Raw genomic sequence first — 22,732 nt, forward strand, 5'->3', positions numbered from 1 at the left:
TTTTCACCATTCCTTTTTTTAAATTAGTAAATCAAACCGACAACGCCTGCTGTTAAGAAGCTGACAAGTGTTGCACCAAATAGAAGCTTTAATCCAAAGCGTGCAACAACGTTTCCTTGTTTTTCGTTTAAGCCTTTGACTGCTCCAGCAATGATACCGATAGAAGAGAAGTTCGCAAATGATACAAGGAATACAGAAATGATCGCTTCTGTACGAGCAGTGAAATGCAGACCGTCTCCAGATAGAGCGAGCATCGCCACAAATTCGTTAGATACCATTTTGGTTGCCATAATACTTCCTGCTTGTACCGCTTCACTCCAAGGTACACCAACAAGGAAAGCAAATGGTGCAAATACATATCCAAGTACATCTTGGAAAGAAACACCGATGACAGCTGTGAAAATGCCATTAATCATCGCAATTAATGCAACGAATCCAATCAACATCGCAGCGACAACAATCGCTACTTTGAAACCATCCATAATATATTCGCCAAGCATTTCAAAGAAGGATTGCTTTTCTTCTTCAACGACTTCGAGCATGTCTTCGTCCTTAGCTACTTCATATGGATTGATAATAGACGCGATAATAAATCCACCAAATAGGTTCAGCACAAGTGCTGTGACCACGTATTCTGGTTTAATCATTTGCATGTACGCACCGACAATGGACATTGAAACAGTCGACATCGCAGATGCACACAATGTATAAAGACGCTGTTGAGGTAATAATCCGAGCTGTTTCTTAATGGAAATGAAGACTTCGGATTGACCTAAAATCGCTGACGCCACTGCGTTGTACGATTCTAATTTCCCCATTCCATTGACTTTACTAAGCAAGTATCCAATTCCGCGTACGATCAACGGAAGGATACGCCAATGCTGCAAAATACCGATCAATGCTGAAATAAAGACGATCGGCAGTAAGACGTTGATGAAGAAAGTTGATGCATTATCATTCATTAATCCGCCAAATACGAAGTTGATTCCTTCACCGGCATAGCCTAAAAGCATTTGGAATCCTTTTGCAAAGCCCCCGACTAGGAAGTTCCCAACACCTGTATTGAGCAGAATATAACCTAAAATAAATTGCAGTACAATCATGACAATTACTGGACGGAATTTTACTCGTTTTTTGCCGTTACTAGCAAGCCATGCAATGGCGAGAATCACCAGCAAACCGATGATACCAATCACGTATTTCATGTTTTTCCTCCTCGAATGAATTCGTTTACATTAATGCGCTTGTATGGAACAAACCCTATTTCGTAAACAAAGTGCGGAAGAAATTCCCAGAAGTGAGATCCTTCCGCATATGACTTTTTCATTATTTATGAGTCACGAATGTTATCCTACCATAGGATCGTATGAATTAATAGTCTTTCGAAGGAGCTGATTGATCCCCTTTGATAATAGAAACACCTGCACTCGCACCAATTCGGGTAGCGCCTGCAGCTAGCATTGCATCAACATCTTCTTTTGTTCTCACGCCGCCTGATGCTTTCACACCAATGTCAGGTCCTACTGTTTTACGCATTAATGCGATATCCTCAGCAGTCGCACCGCCTGTACTAAATCCAGTCGATGTTTTCACAAAATCAGCGCCAGCTTTCACTGAAAGCTCACAAGCTTTGACTTTCTCTTCATCTGTGAGTAAACACGCTTCAATAATGACTTTCACAAGTGCTTTCCCTTTTGCCACGTCTACAACTGCACGAATATCTTGCTCAACTGCATCATATTCGCCGTCTTTCAATGCCGCGATATTGATGACCATGTCCACTTCGGTTGCACCGTTCTCAATGGCATCCTTTGTTTCAAATGCTTTCACTGCTGTTGTGTTTGCACCTAGTGGGAAACCGATGACTGTACAAACATCAACGCCTGTTCCTGCTAGTTCTTTCGCCGCAAGAGACACCCATGTTGGATTCACACAAACAGATGCGAACTGATGAGTCTTTGCTTCTTCAAGTAACTGCATGATTGCAGCTTTCGATGTATCTGGTTTTAGTGCTGTATGATCAATGAGCTTTGCTATCGTCATGCTTACACTTCCTTTTATTTATGATACTTTCATCATATATGACCGATGAACAATTGTAAACATAGTTATGAAATTTTGTTCATCTATTTTGTGACATTTAAAAGAGCCTTTGCTGTATGCTGATCAATAATCAATACGTTCGCATATTTTCCTCTTAGTGCCCCGTGGATAGAAGCAACCTTGCGATGTCCACCAGCAACAAGAATAGAACGTTCTTTTGCCCTTAAATCATCAAGCTCCACGCCAATCGTACGGTTGTTAATCGCTTCGCTGCAAATGCGTCCTTCTTGATCATAAAAGCGCGAACAGATGTCGCCAACGCTGGTTGCTTTGAGCAGTGCTTTTTCTTCTTCACGGAAGTAACCAAGTCTAAACAAAAGGGCCTCGTCTCTTACCGTTCCAACAGTGAACACAGCAATATTCGCCTGTTTGCCCATTTCAATGATGCGCTGAATATGTCTGTCCTGTTCAACCATCTCTTTGACGGCAGCACTGTCAAATACAACAGGAAGCGGCAAATAGCGGGGTGCTGTTTGAAAGGCCTCGGCAAACAGCTGGATGGTTTCCGCAGAATATGTATTCACATGGGAGTGGCTAATCCCACCCTTCAGCTGGACAACTTCTACACCTTTGACCTGTTTAGGTTGCATCTTTTGGGCAATTTGATACATGGTGGTTCCCCAGCTCACCCCAACGATATCACCGTCCTTTACTGTGTTTTGCAAGTACTCGGCACCAAATTGGCTCAAGTATTCGGTGATCGTTGGATAATCATCTTTGGGCGAAAATACCACATGAGCTTCGAGCAGGTCATATTTTTCCTTAAGCAATGAAGACAGCTCATTCAAGTCTTCAAACGGGTCCATTACCGTTATCTGGACGTACCCCTTCTCCTTTGCATATTGAAGCAGCCGAGATACAGTTGGTCTCGACAGGTCGAGCTGTTTGGCAATTTCCTGCTGGCTGTAATCCGATAAATAATATAGCCTTGCCGCTTCAATACTCAATTGTTGTTTCTCCCGATCCATTCGTACGCCTCCTTTTTTCTTCTATCATAACAAATTGTTCAACCTATCATGCACAAATGTTCATTTAAAGAAAATCGTATAGGCGGCTTGGAAGGTCTCATTCTTCTCTAAAGTTTGAATACCGAACTTTTCCTTGTACTGCCCATTCGTCCCTTCAACATCGGCAATACCGTACCAAGGCTCAATACAAACAAAAGGAGCCATTGTGCCATTTTCTTGATGATAAGGTGACCAAATACCAACGAACGGAAAACCAGTGAGATCAACCTCAACCCCGTGACCTGCCTGAGACGTCAATGACACTCGATTGATATGACTAAAGATCATCGCATCATGCTGAAAAAGTTCTGGTCGAAGCTGAATTGGTTGAAGCTGAATGCTTTTTTCTTTCTCCCTGACAAGTGAATTTTTCAGTTCATATTGGACAGGAAGATGCTCAATAGAAGGCGTCAATGTCAGAAAGTAATCTGCTGTGCGCTCTCCTTCAACAAGCGGGACTTGGAATGCAGGGTGACCTCCAATGGAGAAATACATCGTGTCATCCCCAGCATAATCAATTTCCCAGGAAATCGTCAGACCATTTTCTGATAGCTCGTACCGAATACGGGCGGTAAATTCATAAGGATACTGCTCGATGTGACGGCCTTTTGATTCATATTGAAAGGTCACTGTATGTTTCGTTTCTTCATGTAAATCAAAATCAACATCACGCAAGAATCCATGCTGCGTGAGCTCATAGGTTTGATCACCTATCTTATATTGGTCATTCTTTAATCGTCCAACAATCGGGAATAAGACAGGCGACACCCTGCCCCAGTAAGCAGGATCGCCAGACCACATATATTGGCGTCCACTTTCCTTGTGAAGCACCTCTCTGACCTCGGCACCTCTCTCATTGATCTGAATCAATAACTGATTATTTTCAAGTCTTCTCATTTCACACATCCCCTTTCCATCTTCTTTTATTATGACAGGGATTTTGGTTTTGAGTATAAAAATAAGGCCGCCTTCCAAACCATCAATTCTTTCTTTATATAAAATTTTAAAAAAGACAGAAATTCGCCAACAAAATGTGATGCTGATTCGTCTAATCTTATATAAAATAAAAGAAGCGTTTTTGACATAAATGGGGGATTCATTTTCATGAACAGCAAGGAGAATCGTTTACGTTATATATTAGGATTGGATGGGCTAAGAGCCGTTGCTGTATTGGCGGTCATTGCTTATCACTTACATATTGGACCTGCGAGCGGCGGGTTTCTTGGCGTTGATTTGTTTTTTGTGATCTCTGGTTACTTGATCACGACGATTTTGTTACATAAACAGGATCTAGGCTATCAAGAGCTTTTGCCATTTTGGATGGGCCGGATCAGAAGGCTTCTTCCAGCTGCTTACGTGATGATTTTCTTAACCGTCAGCTGGTGTGCGATTGCGGGCTCGAATGCACTATTGTCCATTCGCGGCGATGCCTTATCGTCCTTTTTTTATGTCAGTAACTGGTGGTACATCTTCCATCAGCTGTCTTATTTTGATAGCTTCAATGCTGTATCTCCACTGAAAAATTTGTGGTCTTTGGCGATAGAAGAGCAATTTTATATCATTTGGCCGGTACTACTGATTGCAGGTCTAAAATGGGTGAAAAATAGATCCCATCTGCCAATGATCACCTTTGGCCTTGCACTTGTCTCCGCCTTATGGATGGCGATTCTTTATTCACCAGATACGGACCCAAGCAGGGTTTATTATGGAACAGATACTCGTGCATTTGCACTTCTGATTGGGTGCAGCCTAGCATTTGTATGGCCCATGCACAGACTGTCCAGCAAAAAGCTACTTCCTGTTGGCAGACGTATTTTACATATCGCTGGTTTTGGTTCGTTTGCGATTTTTCTTCTATGTGTTTATGCAGTGGACGAATTTGACGGTTTCCTCTATCAAGGCGGCATGCTTTTATTCTGTCTGAATGCGGCGATTTTAATTGCGTGTATCTGTCACCCTGCAAGCCTACTAGGAAAATGGCTCTCCTATCAGCCGCTCGTCTGGCTTGGAAAGCGTTCTTATGGTATTTACCTGTGGCATTATCCCATCATCGTGCTGACCACCCCTGTCATTGAAATTGGACAGCCTTCTATAGGGCGTGTCGCATTGCAGATCATTGCCATTTTACTCATTGCAGAGGCTTCTTACCGCTTCCTCGAGCAGCCGATTCGCCGGCTTGGCTTCAGACAATATTTTGCCTCTTGGTCTATTTGGAAAAAGGGTTTCAAACAATGGTCTACGTCTCATAAAGTGTTCCTTGGAATCACTGCAGCTCTTTTGATCTTATTTACCATTGGCATGTCCAGCTCGTCCCATACATCTCCACATGCCAAGGAAGTGACTCAAATTAAGACGGCACCGAAAAAGGCAGGAGACTCTGCTGAATCAAAAACGAAGAAAAAGAAAGAAACACACGAGAAGAAAGCAGTAGATCAGAAGCAGTTTCACCAAATTCTTGCTATTGGTGACTCCGTCATGCTAGACATAGCGCCGAATCTTGAAAAAGCATATGCCCAAATCACCATCGATGCAAAGGTTGGCAGACAAATGAACGAAGCCGTCAGCATCGCTCCTCAGTATGCTTCATTTAATCAATCTAATGCCGCTGTTATTATTGAGCTTGGCACGAATGGCTATTTTACTGAGGGCACATTGACCGCATTTATTCAGCAATTTTCAAAGGCGCACATTTTCCTTGTGAACACGAAAGTCCCAAGGTCTTGGGAAAATGATGTGAATGCCGTCATTCAGCGAGTAGCCGATCAACATTCCAATGTGACCCTGGTCGATTGGCATTCAGCCGCTACCGGACAGCCATCTTATTTTCAGCCTGATGGTGTTCACCTTTCAACAAAAGGCTCTGATACATTGACCCAGCTCATTACAGCGAGCATCAAGAAAAAAGGAGATGTGTCATCGTCATCATAAGAAGACTAGCATCCTGTGAAGAAATTTGTGCAATTGCTCTACTAATAATAGAAGATGAAAAAAAGACATGCTTTCCCATGATTGGAGGCATGTCTTTTTTGTGATGGATGGCAGGAGCATCTGCACTCGGAGCTGCATTATGTTTTACTTTTAAAAGACCAAACTATGACAGGTATGAGAATTAACGATAAAATTCCTCCGCTTAAAGATAATGCAGCATAACTCGTATTCGCAACGATCATTCCTGAAAGAGCACCGCCAGAAGCACCTGCTAACGCCACAAAAACATCGAGTGTTCCTTGGGTTTTTGCCCGGGTTGATGGGTCTGTAGAATCAACTATTTGAGCAGTACCACTAATTAAACCAAAGTTCCATCCCAATCCAAGTAAAGACAGAGCAATGATTAATAGAATCATTGAATCACTTGGTGCGAATGCTGCGAATAAACCAGCAAGTAACAATGTGATGCCCGACGCTATGCTCATAGCTGTTCGCCCTAGTTTATCTACAAGTACACCCGTGATAGGTGAAGGAAGATACATCGCACCTATATGAAAACCAATTACAATGCCCACTTCGGCTAATCCATAACCATGATGCTGCATATGCACCGGTGTCATGGTCATGAGTGCAACCATGACGATTTGAGTTAAAATCATAACCGTGGCACCTACTGTAAGCCCTTTTCTATCTATTTTTTGATCAGCAGAATCTCGTTTATTTCCATGCCCATACTCTGCTTTGTATGCTGCTATTTTTTGGGCAATGACTAACGGATCAGGACGCAACAGAATAAAAAGGACAAGACCTGCTACAACAAATGCTGCTGCTGATAAAATAAAGGGACCCGCAAGTGCTGGAACACCAATTGATACTGCAAATTCACCCATCATTTCAACTAAATTGGGACCTGCTACTGCTCCAAATGTTGTCATGACCATTGTCATACTAATTGCAGTTGCACGTTGTTTAGAATTCGCTAAGTCAGTCCCAGCATAACGAGCTTGTAAATTTGTGGCTGTTCCTGCGCCGTAAATAAAGAGCGATGCAAATAATATAATGACACTATTCATCATAGCTGCAATCACAACACCAATTGCTCCTAGCCCTCCAGCAACAAAACCTGTCGATAAACCGATGCGCCGTCCATAACGTTGCGAAAGCTTTCCTACAATGAAAGCTGACCCAGCTGACCCCAAAGTAAATAAAGCGATTGGGACACCTGCATAGGCTTCAGTTCCAAGCATTTGTTGAGCTAAAAGTGCACCTACCGTAATTCCTGCGGCTATACCAGCCCCTCCAAATATTTGCGATAGACTGACAACGAACAATACTCGTTTAAATAATTTTTTCAATTTTTGGGGTGAATCTATATAATTCTTCACTACATCTTGTTCTGTATCTAGCAATTGTAAACACCCACTTGAGATTTATTTGCAAAATGTAACCATTATATTAGTTCAGCCTACAATCCTCGATTCGAATCTTTTTCACTCTCGACCATTTACATTGAGGACAACTTGTTTTTCAAGGAGATCATGAATAAAGCTGCCACATGACTGATCTATTCTTTTGAACTGACGCATATCTTAGAGTGAAAATGTCTTCATCTCGTTACCCAGACTAGCATCCTGCTAGTCTTCTTTTATGCCGTTAAAAGGCTGGCTTTCAGCGCTAACACACGCTTTCCCTTCGTTTTTTGATCCACCAACGCAAAATCACCATTCTCATACGCTAATGAAAATAATTGTTCGATATGAAACACACCTGTCTGAAACTGCCTGCTCAATAAATGCAGTGCCGCAGCAGAGGCGACTTGAGCTGTTGCTTGAGACTCATCATGCCCTTTTATTCCAAGCGCTGCTTGATGAATCTTGTTCCCCTCCATTCCTGTCGCCTCCACTTTCACTGCATATTGATCTGTTCCCATTTGAGCAGATTGAATCATGGAAATGGCACGTTCCTTGATTTTCGGCATAGTGAGAAGAGACGTCATTCCAATGCTCCTTGTGAAGGCAAATGCCCGCGTTGCCGCGCGAGAATCAAAACATAGCCTTGTTGTCACAGAAGGCACGCTGAGCGTCAAAGGCAATGTTTGCTGATCAGAGAAGGGGAACTGATAGGCTTGCCGCTTTCCAAGTTTCACACCAAAATCTATACGCTTGCCCCCGGTAAAGCTTTTGACTCTTTTATGCTGATGATGCTTAGTAATCACATAGTCAGTATGGACATTGTCAAGCGTCCATTCAATGGCGGCTTTTCCATGCTGATCACCCAATCCAAGCATAATCCCTATATCTATTTGATTCACTGATGAGAGCATAGATGCTGCTTTTGCTGCCAATAAGTTCGTAAGACCAGGCGCAAGCCCGACACTGAGTAAAGCCGTTGCACGGGTGTGCTGCTGATCCAGCTTTGCCACCTGTTCCATGTACGACCCTTTCGCAGAGATATCTATATAATCAATACCTGACCGCAGAACTGTTTCGGCAAATGATGGATCTTCTTGATCAAGGCACATGATCACCAGTTTTGTTTGATCCACCCAGTCCGAAAATAACGGCTCACTGACATCTAGTTGATAGGGAAGAACTTTCCCTTTTGTCTGGCGTGAAAATTTCTCTGCCTTCTCATAGCTTCTGCCTGCCGCTACAATTTGCCCGGGATACACTTCGCTTAGCTGAAGACATATTTGCTTTCCAACATGTCCATAACCGCCTATTACCATCACCTGTGATCTCATTTCTCATCCGCCTCTCTACGACCTCGCTTGCAAACAAGCCCCTTAATCATTCCTGCCTGAAAATAAGGTCTGATGTCTTCAAATCCTGCTTTGATTAAATGCTCTTTTATTTCTTCATCGGGAACAGGGTGTGTCGTGTGTCCCAGCCTGTTTTTAAAGGATGTAAACACTTCTTTTTCTAGGCCTTGCCGTTGCATGAAAAGAGACAGCATGTGAAGCTCCTGTTGAAATACTTGGGACTTCAACTCTCCCTGTATAAATGCCAAGACAAACGGCGCACCTGGTTGAAGCCTGCGGGCAACCTCCTCTAAAAAGGGCTGGCGCTTTTCTATAAAATGAATGACAAGCAAGCTCACCGCTGCATCGTAAACAGTTTCAGCTGAAACTTTATCTAATGAGGCCTCATGCCATGTGACACGCGCCTCCATCTCAAGCTGTGCAACTCGCTGTTTCGCCATGTCCAGCATAAAAGGTGACGGATCAACCCCTGTGATGAGCCAGTCTTCCTTTCTTTGAAGCATGTTGATGATCTCTTCGCCCCCGCCCGCTCCAACAGTCAGGATGCAGGAAGCCGCTCCCTTTAATTCAGTTTCTAATACGTCTATTGTCAACTCATGCAATAGCTGATAGCCGGGTACTTTATGGGCAATCGTCGCTGCATATGACTCAGCAACGGGATCGTGCCAATGCTGGTTTCCTTTCATATCCTTCTCCTCCAGTTCCTTTCCGCTTTACATCGTTTCCTGTACACTAACGGTATGATATCTTTATTGTAAAAAGAGACAACAGAAAACACGATCCCTAAAAGTGGGGATTTTTGAGGAGGAGATTATGTGACCAATCCAGCCACTCATTTTCAGCAGCTGAGACAACACATTCGGGACGAACTTGCTGCCGTCCTTGATTTTGATGCCGCCTGTATCACGACCATTGATCCAGCCACTCTCCTCTCGACAGGTTCCTTCACAGATGAACCGATTGAAGAAATTCATGACCAGCTGTTTCAAAATGAGTTCTTAAAAAAGGACGTGCATCAGCATGAGACTCTAGCCAAAGGCCCTGTTCATGCTGCTAGCCTAGTCCAAAGCGGGGAATATCTCGACAGTGAGCGCTACCAAGACATTTTGTTACCTAAAGGATGGTCTGATGAATTGCGGGCAGCTCTTGTGATTCAAGGAGAATGCTGGGGGATTGCCAGCCTCTATCGTCTAAAGGACAAGGAACCTTTTCAAGAAAAAGATATCCGAGTGGTCATCGAACAAACGCCTAGACTCGCAGCCAAGCTGAGAGATGAACTTTTCAAGAAAAGAGATACGGAAGAGGACGCGGCGGCGGAGCAGCAAGGCTTCCTCATTCTCTCGCACGATTACAACCTTCTTTATGGAAATGAAACGGGTCTTCATTGGCTTCAGACGTTTCAAGCCTTTGAACAAATTCATGACAAGGCGATTATGCCGCGCCCGTTTAGAGCATTAGGGGCTAAACTTTTATACGGCGGTATTGAGCAAACAGCGGCAAGTATGACGAGATTGCCTACGGGGCTGTTCCTCTCTCTTCAAGCATTTCGATTAACTCAGGCAGCAGGGCAGGAAGAAGCTGTCATGATTCACATCAAGAGAGCCCAAACCAGTGATATTCTTCCTTATGCGGCAAAAACGTACAAGCTGACAGAAAGAGAGATGAACGTCCTAGACTGCTTATTAAAGGGACAGTCTACAAAGGAAATTGCCAGTACTTTATTTATTTCAACCCATACCGTCCATGACCATGTGAAGGCGATGCTGCAAAAGACAAATTTGAGCAGCAGACGGATGCTTGTTTACTTTTTCTCTCACATTTAAAAAAAGCGGCTACCTAACTGGTAGACCGCTTTTTTGTTTATTTTCCTAGAACTAACTCATGCAGGATATGTGCAACGCCGGCTTCATTATTGGATTTTGTCACAACATCCGCTACTGCTTTGACATCATCAATGGCATTTCCCATGGCAACGCCGCAGCCCGCAAATTCCAGCATCGATACGTCGTTGCCATTGTCACCAATGGCCATGACCTCTTCACGAGCAATCCCCAGCTCTTTCGCTAGAAGCTTCACGGCATTCCCTTTGCTGACTTCAGGATGCAGGATTTCAAGGAAGAAATCTGTGCTTTTCACCATCATGTACTTGTCTTTTACTTCAGATGGAATGGCTTGTATCGTCTTTTCCAACCGTTCTGGCTGATCAATATACATCATCTTCGGAAGTCTCATTGATGGATCTGCCTCTTCAACAGGTAAATATTTAAGCGGCAGCTTTGTTAAATAAGATTCAAGTACTGTGTACTCACTAATATCACGATTCGGTGTGTACAAATGAGCGGAATCGAAATAATGCATCGGTGTATCAAGCTCACGGCTCAGCTTATATAAAGAAGTTAAATCCTCATAGGATAACGTCAGTTCTGACACTACTTCATTTGTGTGACTGTTTTGGACAAGCGCCCCATTGTAGGCAATCACATAATCTCCCTCTTGATTGAGCTGAAGATCATCTAGATAGCGATTCACTCCGCCAATAGGCCGTCCTGTACATAATACAATTTTAACGCCCTCTGCTTTCGCCTGTTGAATGGCTTCAAACACCTCATCCGGCACCATATGTTGATCATTTAATAACGTACCATCCATATCAATTGCAACTAATTTATACATTCACTGGTCCCCTTTTCTCAGCAAAAAACGTGCTGCACTATTTTGAGCCATCATCTAATGATGACAGGTTATATCATTACTATTTACCTATTTTAGCCTATCGTTTTTTCATCACGCTGTCTACTTGTTCTCACCTGTAACAAAATTGTCATATGCCTTCTCTATTATATCGTATTCTATTCATCCTGCTTTAAATAGAGTTTCTGCCCTTTTCCAACGTGAAAATGAAGACAAATGTTCACCAGTGAATATTTTGAAACTAGCAAATCTAATTGTATGATGGATAGCAAAGAAAGGAGGTGCAGGGAATGATTACGTTTACTAGAGGTAAATTGTCAAAAATGTCTGGTGTGCATATTGAAACCATTCGTTTTTATGAAAATGAGGGTGTGCTCCCCGAACCAAAAAGAGCACACAATGGCTATCGTTTATATGATAAAAAATATGTACTCATGCTATCCTTTATCACAGAAGCTAGAAAGCTAGATTTCTCACTCAAAGAAATTCGCGAAATTATCAAATCGCTATTTGAAAAACAATCAAAGACAGAAGCTGAACAGCTGCTCGAACAAAAAGTTGAGGATATTCAACACTCCATTCAAGAGTTAAAGAAGAGGAAAGCTGCCATTCAATTGTTAACAAAACAAACATTAGCGAACATCAGCTAATTGTAAGGGCTGCCAAAGATGTGCCAGTGTTTGCCGCTGGCGCCCCTCTCCGCCCAGGTGCCAAGTGCGCGTGCGATTCAAACATCAGTTATACTAGAGACAGCTTTACTTGATATCAAACGAGTGGAAGGGGTTTTGAATAGAATGAACATTGCAACCATTGGAACAGGTGTGATTGTGGAAAGCTTCTTGCAAGCGATTGACCAGCTTGACGGCGCTTCTTGTCATGCCGTCTATTCAAGAAAGGAAGCAACGGCAAAGAAGCTCGCAGACCAATTTGGTGTAAAAACGACTTATACAGATTTAACGGCTATGCTAGAAGATCCAAATATTGAAGCCGTTTATATTGCTTCACCGAATCGATTACATAGCGAGCATGCCACGGCTGCATTAAGAAACGGAAAACATGTGATTTGCGAAAAGCCTTTCACCTCTAATGTCAAAGAGCTGGAAGCCTTAATCGCACTCGCAAAGGAAAAGCAGCTTCTCCTATTTGAAGCCATTACGACTGTTCATATGCCAAACTATCATTTAATCAAAAAACACCTTCATCAATTAGGTAAAATCAAACTGGTTCAATGCAACTATAGTCAATATTCAAGCAAATATAATCAGCTGCTAGCCGGCGAAACGCCAAATGTCTTTAACCCTGAATTCTCAGGAGGAGCATTGATGGACATTAATATCTATAATGTCCATTTCATCATGAATCTCTTCGGATCACCGGAGCAGGTCCGCTACCAGGCAAACCGCCACCCAAATGGCATCGATACGTCTGGTGTTTTAACTTTCACCTACAATGATTTCATTGCGACAAGTGCCGGCAGTAAGGATACAAGCAGCATGAATTTTGCATTGATTCAAGGAGAAAAGGGCTTCATTCATGTGAAAAATGGGGCGAATGGCTGCGAGGAAGTGCTGCTTCATGTGAATGACCAGGTGATCTCACTCAATGCACAAACAAATTCAAACCGCCTGTTTTATGAAGCAGAGGCTTTTCAGCACATCATTGAAACAAATAATCATGAACAGTGCTATGCATGGCTTGATGAAAGTCTCTCCGTCATGAAAGTCCTTGATTCTGCAAGAAAAGATGCAGGTATTGTTTTCCCAGCAGATCAATTTTAATGAAAAAACCGCCTTCTATGAGAGGGCGGTTTTTGATGATTAAATACTCTTTGAATAGGCAACAAGGCGCTGAGACATGTGGTTCACTTCATCGACTGAAGCATTTACTTGCTCTGTTAAAGCAGCCTGTGTTTGTGTAAGAGCTGTCATGTTCGAAATATTTTCAAGAATTTCATCAATTTGTGTTTTCATTTCCGTTAAACTAGATTCGATATTCTCCGTTGCATTGGCACTATGAAGCGCCAGTTTACGCACTTCATCTGCAACGACTGAGAATCCTCTTCCTTGTTCACCAGCTCTTGCTGCCTCAATCGCAGCATTTAGACCAAGCAAGTTCGTTTGGTTCGCTACTTCTTTGATCAAGTCAGAAATATTTTTCGTCTCATCTGCACTATTTTTTGCTAAATTGGCAGCAGATGTTGACTGCTCCTGTGCGACAGCAAGCTCTTGCGCTTGGTTTGTCACAGAGCTGATGCCTGATACCATCTCGCTGATTGAACTTGATAGCTGTTCTACTTGTGAAGCCATTTCATTCGCTGTTTTCTCTTTGTTTTTTTCTAACGTGATGTCACGAATGGTTCCAGCCACACGAAGAGGAACACCTTTTTCATCACGAATGGTTTCACCACCGGCATGATACCAGCGATACTCGCCATTTTTGCTCTGCAATCTGTAATCAATATCAAATGGTGTGCGTCCAGAGTGATCATTTAAATGATCTGCAAAAGCTTGGAGAGCTTTTTCTTGATCCTCAGGATGCAGGCGGTCGCTCCAGCTGCTTAATACGTTCGGGAAATCCTTTTCGTCCGTAAAACCAAGCGTTTTTCTGAACTGCGGGGACCACCAGAACTCATTATTCGGGTTGACTGGATCGCCGGCCTCTACGACCATATCCCAAGGAGCCTCCACAAGCGCACGGTTGATTAAGTCATATCTCGTCACGAATGCTTGCAGTTCTTCTTCTTTCAATTTCTGATCATGAATATCAAAAAGAGCTCCCGCCACACGAAGAGGGACACCATTTCGATCACGAATGGTCGTGCCAGTTGCTTTGAACCAGCGATAATCTCCGTTCTTCAACTTCAAGCGATATTCGATATCATATGGTGTACGTCCCGAATGATCCGATAAATGCGAAGAGAATGCATTTAGGGTATATTCTTGTTCATCCGGATGAATTCGAGATGCCCAGCTGTCTAAAACGTTCGGAAAATCGTGCTCGTTTTGAAAGCCGATCATTTTGCGGAAATCATCCGTCCATGTGAATTCATTTTTTGGATTGACTGGATCTCCAGCGATCACGACCATATCCCATAAACCAACTTGAATGGCTTTTGTCACTAAATTCATCCGCATTTGAATATCTTCATTTACTTCCTGCATCTTTTGCAAAGCTTCATTTATTTGGGCTACTGCTTCAATCGTTTGACTTGAAGAGAATGCAGCAGTATCTATTCTTGCTGAAAGGTCTCCCTTCTCAATTCGTTCTACTAATCGACTGCTCTCATTTAAAAGGGTTCCCGACGATGAATCATTTGCTTTTCTCATAAACATCTTTCATAACTCCTTTCATTCCTTCATACTTTTTTGAAATATTTTACAGTTATAAACAATTCTTTATTAGGACTTTAGTAATACAAAAGATATATCGACAAAAACTGAAAATTGTTTATGTCAGAATGAAGGCAAATGTTCATTTTTTCACGAAGTTTCAGATTTTGGAGATGGGTCATGAATGAATCTATGGAAAAAAACGGCTCATTTGATAGAATCAACCGCCTTTTTTGTCTGAAAAATCTCTTTTTTTATATTGACACTGACGTCCCGAAAAAAGAAAATGGAACATAAGCATTTTTAAAAAAGGAGAACGTTATGAGCGCGAATCAGGAACAACAAGAATTAAAAAAGCTTTTATCACCGCGTCACATTCGCATGATTGCATTGGGCGGGGTCATTGGTACAGGAATCTTTAAAGGAAGTGCCGATACAATCGGTTTAGCAGGTCCTGGGGTCATCTTTTCCTATGTATTTGCTGGATTATTATTGCTCATCGTAATGGCAGCCTTAGCTGAAATGGCGATTGTCTATCCGGGAAATAACCTTCGCGACCTGATACAGATTGCGCTTGGTCAACGTTTTTCATTTGTTGTCGGCTGGGTTTACTGTTTCATGTGGCTCACTGTGTGTGTCATCGAGATTATTGCGGCAGGCAGCCTGCTTCAATACTGGTTACCGAATGTGCCGCTATGGTCACTATGTTTACTCTGCTCTCTCTTAGTCATCGGAATTAACTTAAATAATGTAAAATACTTTGGTGAAATTGAGTTTTGGTTCGCTGGAATGAAGATTTTCGTTATTATTGTGTTTATTATTCTTGGTGCAGCTCTATTATTTGGGATCATTCCGAACGAACAAAACACATCGGCACTCACCAATTATCAAAACTTCGTCCCGAACGGATGGGGGGCGATCTTTGCATCTTTATTAGTTGTTATTTTCTCTTATGGGGGCTCTGAATTGATTGGGCTAACCATTACAGAAACAAAGGATGCCGAAAAGGTCTTACCTGGTGTTGTTAAAAGTATGATGTGGCGTATTATCTTATTTTACACTTTGCCGATTTTGATCATCTGCGGACTCATTCCTTGGAATCAAATTGATCCAAATAACAGTCCATTTGTTCAAGTCTTTTCAGCAGCTGGTATGCAAGGTGCTTCTCACTTCATTAATTTTGTATTGATTACAGCCGTTCTATCGGCGGCCAATTCTGGCATTTATGGAACAACGAGAATGATGCATTCTCTCTCTAAATCAGATGGCGGTCCGAAAAAACTGGCACAGGTCAACAAAAGAGGCGTACCCATTTTGAGTTTATGGGTGACCGTTCTGTTTCTTCTCATCGGAACATTCTTTGCTTACTTATATCCAGAGCAAATTTTCAGTTATATGCTGGCTATTCCTGGTTTTGCTGTTTCACTCATTTGGATTAGCATTTGCCTGGCACATCTGAAACTTCGCCCGAAATATCCACAGGAGCCGTATTTCAAAGTGTGGCTGTTTCCGTATTTGACATTATTTGCAGGTCTTGTGTTAAGTGTGAGTTTTGTGATGTTTCTATTCAGACAAGAAAACTTGCCTAGCTCGATTATCAGTATCGGTTTCTTAATCGCAGCCATCATCGCTTCATTCTTAATGAAAAAGAAGGCTTAAACACTAAAACCCGCCATTAAGGCGGGTTTTTTCATAAACTGCTGTCTTTTGTCACTTCAAAATCAACAGACGCTTTCGGTATGCCGTTGATGATGATTGTTAATGTATGAGTCCCCTCATAATGTTTTCTCGTCGTCATATTTTGAAAAGACTGTGACCTGACGAATTCTCTATGTAACGTTGCGTCTGTTTCAAACTCTGTGATTTTAAATACCTTCTGATTGCGGGTACCCCGAGCTTTGACGTAGTCTATGGCATACTCTACACGCAGCTTTAGCGGCTTTTCAGCTTGTAGGGTAAAATGAAATGTCATTTTCTCTCCGATTCGAATAGGATCTTGTACAATCTTCAAATCCGTTACTTGAACGGATGGATCGTCCCCATAGCCAAACAACGCCATAATAGCTGGATCTCCTTTTTTGAGTAAGGTACGAGATGCATGTTTGACAATCCAGTTTGTATGTTTGTTGGTTCCATACCAGCTTTGAACCGTCTGCTTCATCAGATCTGGCTGAATTGCAGAGATATCATTTAAATGATTCGCTACACTTTTTTGCACATACCGCGATGGGTCAGCCTTCAAGTTTTCCAAAATGGGCAGCGTGACCGAAGGATTCTTTTTAAGTGAAGGGACAGATAAGCCCCATGGCAGACGCGGTCTGCAGCCTTCACTAGCCAGCCTCCGCAAATGTTCATCTTGATCCTGAGACCATATGAGCATTTGCGCCAGCATTTTGTCCTGATCTTGAATCAGAAATGGCCGAACGGCAAATTCAGAAGTGGAAAAGGGTGTGAAGAATTCGAGCGCTTTGATCGAGAGGTCCCAGTTTGCAAGGCCGTACGTCTCGACGTAGTCTGGAAATACGAGCGCACTAAGCCCTGAAAAATGCGGGGCTGCCTGACGCAGTACCTCAATTGCCTTCTCATAGTTTTGAGGCAGACAGGCGTGCATCGATTCAGTGACTCGTCGCATCCGCCCTTTTAATTCAAGCTGCTGCCAATCCTCTTGAAATACGAGCCGCTTGAATGGCTCAGCATCAAATCCAGACGAAGCCTGCGCAAGTTTCTCCGCTAATTCTTGGATAAATAATTCATTGTACACATGTTTTAATGGTTCGATCGTGTCCGCCTCCCACATCTCAATATCATTATTTTACCCCAATCTGAAGAAAGTGGTATCACAACACACAAAAACAGCCCGACTCATATGAATCAGACTGCTTGTTCGCTATATAAACATATTAATAATCATAATAAATGCAATGGCACTAACGGAAATGATCGTCTCCATAGCCGTCCATGTCAAAAACGTCTCTTTAATGGTCATACCAAAATACTCCTTGATCAGCCAAAAACCAGAATCATTGACGTGAGATAAAATTAACGAACCCGCTCCTGTTGCTAACACAAGCAGCTCCCTGCTCACATCCGGCATAGTTGCAGCAATTGGTGCTACAATACCTGCTGCCGTCATCATGGATACCGTCGCAGATCCTGTTGCCACACGAATCACTGCAGCAATCAGCCAGCTAAGCAAAATCGGTGAAATCGGCGAGTGTTTGGCTAAATCTGCAATATAATCACCAACACCCGAATCAATGAGCACATTGTTGAAAGCTCCGCCTGCTCCAATAACAAGCAAAATGGAAGCGATCGGACCTAAGCACTCATTACTAAAGGAAAGCACCCGGTCACGGCTCATTCCTTGCATAAAGCCAAGACTGAAGAAAGAATAAACCGTTGCAATCAGCAATGCTGTTATCGGATCTCCGATGTACTTGAATACCTGAAACCACATATTGTCCTCTGGTAAGATAATGTCCGCCAATGTGGCAAGAAGCATCAGAATCACCGGCACCAATATGGTAAACATCGTATTCACAAAGCCGGGGAGTCTTCGATCTTCATTGCGTTCAGTGAATTGCTTTCTCAGCATCTCCGGAACGGGTTTATGTATACGTTTTCCAATCCACTTACCATATAGCGGTCCAGCAATAATCGCTGTCGGCAATCCCACAATAATAGAGAAGAAAATGGTTTTCCCCACGTTGGCATGATAGATGCCAACGGCTGCCATTGCCGCTGGATGAGGCGGGACTAGCCCATGCACGACAGACAGGCCAGCGATTAACGAGATCCCAATGGTCACGAGCGAGATGCCTGTTTCAATGGCAATTGTAAAAAGTAAAGGAATGAGAAGAACAAAACCGACCTGGAAAAAGACAGGTATCCCCACGATAAAAGCAACAAACATCATTGCCCAATGCACATTTTTCGTCCCAAACCGGCCGATTAGAGTTTGCGCTATTCGCTCTGCTCCCCCTGATTCAGCCATCATTTTCCCAAGCATGGTACCAAGCGCTAGAACAATAGCCAGCAATGATAACGTATTGCCTAATCCCGTTTTAATCGATTGAATGATTTCCTGCAAATCCATCCCCGTCGCAAAGCCTACTAGCATCGAAGTAATAATTAAGCTCACAAACGGATTCAACTTAGCGACTGTAATGAGAATGAGTAAAAGGACAATCGCCGCAATCACAATGAATAAAAGCATGTTCTCCCACCTTTTCCCTGATGTTTAACGATTTTGTTTTAATTGCAGCGCACTAATGACATCAAATTCATCTTTCAGTTTGTCGTAGAGGCGCTCATATAAATAAAACAGCTCTATGTAAGTTTCATTGTTCTTCATATTAGGTTCATGACGAGCAGAGATTCGAATCCACTCTTGAACCTCTTCTATCTCTTCCATATGACCTAAACTATGTAGTGCAAGGACAGCAGCCCCCAGTGCTGACGCCTCGTAGCTTTCTGGAACAAGCACTTCTCTACCCATCGTATCCGCTAAAATTTGCCGCCATAGCGGAGATCGTGCAAATCCGCCCGAAGCTCTGACATCCTTTGCTGAACCGGTTAAATCTCTTAAGGCAACACCGATCGAGAAAACACTCATAATGACACCTTCTAACACAGCTCTAATAAAATGCTCCCGCTTATGCTGAAGACCAATTCCAAAGAAGGTGCCTCTCGCATTTGGATTCCAATAAGGTGCACGCTCACCTGATAAAAATGGCAGAAACAGCAAACCCTCAGAACCAGCTGGAACCTTTTCCGCGATATCCATCATCAGATCGTAAGGGTCCACCCCTAGACGCTTTGCTACCTCAACCTCTGACGACCCGAATTCATCCTTCAGCCATCTCAGCATGATCCCGCCATTATTGGTCGGTCCTCCTACAACCCAATGCTTATCTGTCAGGGCATAGCAGAACGTTCTTGATTGCTCATCTGTAATTGGTTTGTCCACAACCGTACGGACCGCACCGCTTGTCCCAATCGTCACAGCTACCTCTCCTTGACCAATAGCGCCCACACCTAAATTCGCTAGAACGCCATCATTCGCACCAATGACAAATGGTGTATCTTCTTTAATGCCCATGCGCAGTGCAATCTCTGGCTGAAGTCCTCTCAATTGATATGTCGTTGGGACAAGTTCGGATAGTTGACTGGCTTCAATTCCAGCAATACGAAGCGCCTTCTCATCCCATTGAAGCGATTCCAAATGAAACATGCCCGTTGCTGAAGCGATTGAATAATCGACGACATACTGACCGAAGAAATGATAAAGAATATATTCTTTGATCGAAATAAATTTTGCTGCCTTCTTAAAGACATTCGGTGCCATTTCTTTCATCCAACGTATTTTTGAAAGCGGTGACATTGGGTGGATCGGAGTACCTGTCCTTTTATAAATGTGAAAGCCATCCATATCTGATTTAATTCGTTTCGCTTGTTCTGCACTTCTGTTATCTGCCCAAATGATACTGTTCGTTAGCGTCTTTCCATCCTGATCCATCACAATTAAGGAATGCATCGCTGTACTGATCCCGATGCCTATAAGATTTTCTTCATCAAATGCTGCTTCCGTCAATGCACCTCTTACACTCGCAATGACGGCTTCTAATATCTTCTCAGGGTCCTGCTCAACCCATGCTGGCTGGGGCTGAATGAGCTCATAAGGAACTGAATGCTTCGATAATACCTTCCCCTGAGGTCCAAACAGAACCGCCTTTGTACTTGTTGTTCCTATATCCAAACCAATTACCGCCTGGTTCCCCTTCATCTGTATCACGCCCAATCATTGATTTGAAGTCACATATGTAGTTTTTGAATGCCTGCTGAATCCCATTATAAAAATAATTTTTTCGACATTCAACGACCGAAAAGAAAATTATTTTCAATAAAAAGCTCACAACCGTTACCACATCAGCATTTTTCATTATCAGAAAAATTTATTTTTGGAATCATTACACCCTTTTTTGTGAAATGGTTTCTCGCATTTGTTTTAAATTCGTTATTGTTTCCTGCTGCCTTAAATGAGCAAGTGCAAAATATAGAACGTCAATGACCGTCAGCTGAGCAAGTCTTGCGGACATTGCTTCTGTTCGAAAAGCCGTTTCTTGCGTTGCTGTATACAACGTGACATCTGCAAGCTGGCTCAATGGAGAGCGCTGATAGCTTGTAATGCCAATGGTTTTGGCTCCTTTTTCCTTTGCCGTTTTCATCGCATCGAGCAAATCTTTATTACGTCCAGAATGAGAAATACCGATCACTGCACTGTGCTGGTCAAGAAGACCAGCAGACATCGCTTGAAAGTGAGAATCTGTGTGAACAATACAGTTGATGCCTGTCCTCATAAATTTATGAAAAGCGTCAGTCGCAATGAGGCCAGACCCACCACTCCCATAAAACTCTAAGCGTTTTGCTTCATGAATGATTTGTATGGCCTTTTCTACATCCCCTGGATTCAATAATTGAAAGCTATCCTTTAATGCAGATATATTCGTCTGAAAAACCTTTTGCATAAAAACAGCCATATCATCATCAAGACTCATTTCTTCATCTACATAATTAGGCTTTGTTTGGTCTATTTCCTGGGCAATAGCAATCTTCAAATCTTGAAAGCCCTCAAATCCAAGCCTTTTACAAAGACGAAAAATCGTTGCCTCTGAGCTTGCGGTCTTTTTCGCAAGTTCCACAATAGACAAGTGGATGATGTCGCGGGGCTCACTCGTAATATGCTCTGCAATTGCTTTCAGCTTTGGCGGCAACCCTCTGCTTGCTGCTCGTATTTTTTCAATACTACTTAAACTAACAGAAGCCAATTGACTTCACTCCTCCCTTACTCATGTGAACGCATACATTTCCTCATGTTCCCATCTTATAAAAAAGAAGCCTGTTTGCACAGACTTCTTTTTTAAGCGCTCATTGTTTTGATCAATAAATCAAAGAAAGCGTCAGCATCTACATCCGTACACACTTGAACGTTTCGCTCTTTCTCCCATTGATGCTGAAAATCACAGATCATCTGTCCATCACAAAACTCACTCTTCGTCTCGACATCCACATGAAAGGCCTGTGTGCTCACGAGCTGCTTGTCAATGGCAAGACTGACAGCAAGCGGATCATGCATGGCACACGCCCACACACCATTCCGCTCAAAATAGCGCTGACGGTAAATGCTTGTACTCTCTCTAATATAATGGGCTAATGTTTCACTCTGAATCGCATCGATTCTTTCATCCGTAAGCAAGACCTGTCTCGTGACATCTAAACCCACTTGAGTCAATAAAGGGAATCCTGCATTCAGCACTAACTTCGCCGCTTCTGGGTCTGCATATGTATTAAATTCCGCAACCGGCGTGACATTCCCCTGTCCTTCAACGACACCACCCATAAAAATGACTTCTTTCACGTGATGAATCAGCTCAGGACACTTTTTCACTGCAAGGGCTAAATTCGTTAAAGGTCCTGTCAACACAAGCGTAACCTGCTTCGAATACTGCATCACCCGGTCGATGATAAAATCAGGCGCAAAACCAGCATCTGCTTTTTTCATAGGCTGAGCATTCTTTAAAGCACCGCCAATCCCATCCTCTCCGTGAACCCGATGTTCATAATGGGGCGCTCTTAAAAGAGGCGTTGCTGCACCTTTGATGACAGGAATATCATCTGCCTCAACCAGCTCAAGCACTTTACACGTATTCAATGTAGCCGCATCGACAGACACATTCCCACACACCGTTGTAATCCCCAACATATCAAACCGATTACTTTTCACTGCCAGCAATATCCCGATGGCATCATCTATTCCAGTGTCTACGTCCAAGATCAATTTCTTTTTATTTGCCATGGTTGAAATCTCTCCTTTATTTGAAAGTGTTGTTAGGGGAATGATAGCATATTATTTT

General features: G+C 42.8%; 19 protein-coding genes. 5 read left to right on the top strand and 14 right to left on the bottom strand.

Annotated features, from left to right (window positions below; translation table 11 throughout):
* Positions 1-23 precede the first annotated feature (23 nt).
* The 4 genes from ACQYAC_RS12295 to ACQYAC_RS12310 form a co-directional block, all read right to left on the bottom strand.
* Entirely contained in the window at positions 24-1,205 is a 1,182-nt protein-coding gene (locus ACQYAC_RS12295) for a NupC/NupG family nucleoside CNT transporter (RefSeq protein ID WP_088002690.1), read from the bottom strand.
* A 166-nt stretch (positions 1,206-1,371) separates the two neighbouring features.
* A complete protein-coding gene (gene deoC, locus ACQYAC_RS12300) occupies positions 1,372-2,043 on the bottom strand; it encodes a deoxyribose-phosphate aldolase (protein ID WP_429943386.1) in 672 nt (223 codons plus the stop codon).
* 83 nt (positions 2,044-2,126) lie between these two features.
* A complete protein-coding gene (locus ACQYAC_RS12305; RefSeq protein ID WP_058013302.1) occupies positions 2,127-3,071 on the bottom strand; it encodes a sugar-binding transcriptional regulator in 945 nt (314 codons plus the stop codon).
* Positions 3,072-3,131: 60 nt separating this feature from the next.
* Positions 3,132-4,007 carry an aldose 1-epimerase family protein gene (locus ACQYAC_RS12310; protein WP_429943387.1) on the bottom strand — a complete coding sequence of 292 codons (876 nt, stop codon included), beginning with the start codon at positions 4,005-4,007 and terminating at the stop codon, positions 3,132-3,134.
* Positions 4,008-4,214: 207 nt separating this feature from the next.
* Here ACQYAC_RS12310 and ACQYAC_RS12315 point away from each other — a divergent pair, with 207 nt between their 5' ends.
* The gene (locus ACQYAC_RS12315) at positions 4,215-6,038 is read left to right on the top strand and encodes an acyltransferase family protein (protein ID WP_429943388.1); all 1,824 of its coding nucleotides are present in this window, start codon (positions 4,215-4,217) and stop codon (positions 6,036-6,038) included.
* Between the two features lie 137 nt (positions 6,039-6,175).
* Here ACQYAC_RS12315 and ACQYAC_RS12320 read toward each other — a convergent pair whose 3' ends face one another.
* From ACQYAC_RS12320 to ACQYAC_RS12330, 3 genes are all read right to left on the bottom strand, one after another.
* Positions 6,176-7,447, bottom strand: coding sequence for an MFS transporter (locus ACQYAC_RS12320; RefSeq protein WP_429943389.1), 1,272 nt, complete (start codon positions 7,445-7,447; stop codon positions 6,176-6,178).
* Positions 7,448-7,683: 236 nt separating this feature from the next.
* Positions 7,684-8,781, bottom strand: coding sequence for a saccharopine dehydrogenase family protein (locus tag ACQYAC_RS12325; RefSeq protein ID WP_429943390.1), 1,098 nt, complete (start codon positions 8,779-8,781; stop codon positions 7,684-7,686).
* Positions 8,778-9,485 carry a class I SAM-dependent methyltransferase gene (locus tag ACQYAC_RS12330; RefSeq protein WP_429943391.1) on the bottom strand — a complete coding sequence of 236 codons (708 nt, stop codon included), beginning with the start codon at positions 9,483-9,485 and terminating at the stop codon, positions 8,778-8,780. The genes ACQYAC_RS12325 and ACQYAC_RS12330 overlap by 4 nt, the downstream gene beginning before the upstream one ends.
* Before the next feature lie 129 nt (positions 9,486-9,614).
* Between ACQYAC_RS12330 and ACQYAC_RS12335 the strand changes: the two genes are divergently transcribed.
* Positions 9,615-10,622, top strand: a complete 1,008-nt coding sequence (locus ACQYAC_RS12335) for a helix-turn-helix transcriptional regulator (protein WP_339164520.1) — start codon at positions 9,615-9,617, stop codon at positions 10,620-10,622.
* Between the two features lie 37 nt (positions 10,623-10,659).
* On the opposite strand, the gene yidA is transcribed toward ACQYAC_RS12335, so the two are convergent.
* Positions 10,660-11,472: a sugar-phosphatase gene (yidA, locus tag ACQYAC_RS12340; RefSeq protein WP_169056025.1), complete on the bottom strand. Its 813-nt coding sequence runs from the start codon at positions 11,470-11,472 to the stop codon at positions 10,660-10,662.
* 308 nt (positions 11,473-11,780) lie between these two features.
* Between yidA and ACQYAC_RS12345 the strand changes: the two genes are divergently transcribed.
* Positions 11,781-12,140: a MerR family transcriptional regulator gene (locus tag ACQYAC_RS12345; protein ID WP_039182663.1), complete on the top strand. Its 360-nt coding sequence runs from the start codon at positions 11,781-11,783 to the stop codon at positions 12,138-12,140.
* Between the two features lie 144 nt (positions 12,141-12,284).
* On the top strand, positions 12,285-13,268 hold the full coding sequence (locus ACQYAC_RS12350; protein WP_429943954.1) for a Gfo/Idh/MocA family protein: 984 nt from the start codon (positions 12,285-12,287) through the stop codon (positions 13,266-13,268).
* Positions 13,269-13,307: 39 nt separating this feature from the next.
* Here the strand turns inward: ACQYAC_RS12350 and ACQYAC_RS12355 are convergent, their stop codons facing one another.
* On the bottom strand, positions 13,308-14,822 hold the full coding sequence (locus ACQYAC_RS12355) for a methyl-accepting chemotaxis protein (RefSeq protein WP_058013290.1): 1,515 nt from the start codon (positions 14,820-14,822) through the stop codon (positions 13,308-13,310).
* A 318-nt stretch (positions 14,823-15,140) separates the two neighbouring features.
* Between ACQYAC_RS12355 and ACQYAC_RS12360 the strand changes: the two genes are divergently transcribed.
* Positions 15,141-16,478, top strand: coding sequence for an amino acid permease (locus tag ACQYAC_RS12360; RefSeq protein ID WP_429943392.1), 1,338 nt, complete (start codon positions 15,141-15,143; stop codon positions 16,476-16,478).
* A gap of 31 nt (positions 16,479-16,509) precedes the next feature.
* Here the strand turns inward: ACQYAC_RS12360 and ACQYAC_RS12365 are convergent, their stop codons facing one another.
* The 5 genes from ACQYAC_RS12365 to ACQYAC_RS12385 all read right to left on the bottom strand — a co-directional run bounded on the left by ACQYAC_RS12365 (position 16,510) and on the right by ACQYAC_RS12385 (position 22,674).
* Positions 16,510-17,616, bottom strand: coding sequence for a DNA alkylation repair protein (locus ACQYAC_RS12365; protein WP_268497334.1), 1,107 nt, complete (start codon positions 17,614-17,616; stop codon positions 16,510-16,512).
* A 90-nt stretch (positions 17,617-17,706) separates the two neighbouring features.
* Complete coding sequence (locus tag ACQYAC_RS12370) at positions 17,707-19,035, bottom strand: GntP family permease (protein WP_058013287.1); 1,329 nt, start codon at positions 19,033-19,035, stop codon at positions 17,707-17,709.
* A gap of 24 nt (positions 19,036-19,059) precedes the next feature.
* Positions 19,060-20,604 carry a gluconokinase gene (gntK, locus tag ACQYAC_RS12375; protein WP_429943393.1) on the bottom strand — a complete coding sequence of 515 codons (1,545 nt, stop codon included), beginning with the start codon at positions 20,602-20,604 and terminating at the stop codon, positions 19,060-19,062.
* A gap of 184 nt (positions 20,605-20,788) precedes the next feature.
* Positions 20,789-21,646, bottom strand: a complete 858-nt coding sequence (locus ACQYAC_RS12380) for a MurR/RpiR family transcriptional regulator (RefSeq protein ID WP_429943394.1) — start codon at positions 21,644-21,646, stop codon at positions 20,789-20,791.
* A 92-nt stretch (positions 21,647-21,738) separates the two neighbouring features.
* Positions 21,739-22,674: a nucleoside hydrolase gene (locus ACQYAC_RS12385; RefSeq protein ID WP_429943395.1), complete on the bottom strand. Its 936-nt coding sequence runs from the start codon at positions 22,672-22,674 to the stop codon at positions 21,739-21,741.
* Positions 22,675-22,732: the final 58 nt, after the last annotated feature.

The sequence above is a fragment of the Bacillus sp. MM09(2025) genome (assembly GCF_050496725.1).
Classification (GTDB): domain Bacteria; phylum Bacillota; class Bacilli; order Bacillales; family Bacillaceae; genus Bacillus; species Bacillus pumilus.

Excerpts from the sequence above, each read along its gene's own strand:
- ACQYAC_RS12325 (WP_429943390.1), bottom strand. The coding sequence starts at position 8,781 with ATGAGATCACAGGTGATGGTAATAGGCGGTTATGGACATGTTGGAAAG.
- ACQYAC_RS12370 (WP_058013287.1), bottom strand. The coding sequence starts at position 19,035 with ATGCTTTTATTCATTGTGATTGCGGCGATTGTCCTTTTACTCATTCTC.
- ACQYAC_RS12310 (WP_429943387.1), bottom strand. The coding sequence starts at position 4,007 with ATGAGAAGACTTGAAAATAATCAGTTATTGATTCAGATCAATGAGAGA.
- ACQYAC_RS12315 (WP_429943388.1), top strand. The coding sequence starts at position 4,215 with ATGAACAGCAAGGAGAATCGTTTACGTTATATATTAGGATTGGATGGG.
- ACQYAC_RS12355 (WP_058013290.1), bottom strand. The coding sequence starts at position 14,822 with ATGTTTATGAGAAAAGCAAATGATTCATCGTCGGGAACCCTTTTAAAT.
- ACQYAC_RS12345 (WP_039182663.1), top strand. The coding sequence starts at position 11,781 with ATGATTACGTTTACTAGAGGTAAATTGTCAAAAATGTCTGGTGTGCAT.
- ACQYAC_RS12305 (WP_058013302.1), bottom strand. The coding sequence starts at position 3,071 with ATGGATCGGGAGAAACAACAATTGAGTATTGAAGCGGCAAGGCTATAT.
- gntK (WP_429943393.1), bottom strand. The coding sequence starts at position 20,604 with ATGAAGGGGAACCAGGCGGTAATTGGTTTGGATATAGGAACAACAAGT.
- ACQYAC_RS12365 (WP_268497334.1), bottom strand. The coding sequence starts at position 17,616 with ATGTGGGAGGCGGACACGATCGAACCATTAAAACATGTGTACAATGAA.
- ACQYAC_RS12360 (WP_429943392.1), top strand. The coding sequence starts at position 15,141 with ATGAGCGCGAATCAGGAACAACAAGAATTAAAAAAGCTTTTATCACCG.
- ACQYAC_RS12385 (WP_429943395.1), bottom strand. The coding sequence starts at position 22,674 with ATGGCAAATAAAAAGAAATTGATCTTGGACGTAGACACTGGAATAGAT.
- ACQYAC_RS12295 (WP_088002690.1), bottom strand. The coding sequence starts at position 1,205 with ATGAAATACGTGATTGGTATCATCGGTTTGCTGGTGATTCTCGCCATT.
- yidA (WP_169056025.1), bottom strand. The coding sequence starts at position 11,472 with ATGTATAAATTAGTTGCAATTGATATGGATGGTACGTTATTAAATGAT.
- deoC (WP_429943386.1), bottom strand. The coding sequence starts at position 2,043 with ATGACGATAGCAAAGCTCATTGATCATACAGCACTAAAACCAGATACA.
- ACQYAC_RS12330 (WP_429943391.1), bottom strand. The coding sequence starts at position 9,485 with ATGAAAGGAAACCAGCATTGGCACGATCCCGTTGCTGAGTCATATGCA.
- ACQYAC_RS12350 (WP_429943954.1), top strand. The coding sequence starts at position 12,285 with ATGAACATTGCAACCATTGGAACAGGTGTGATTGTGGAAAGCTTCTTG.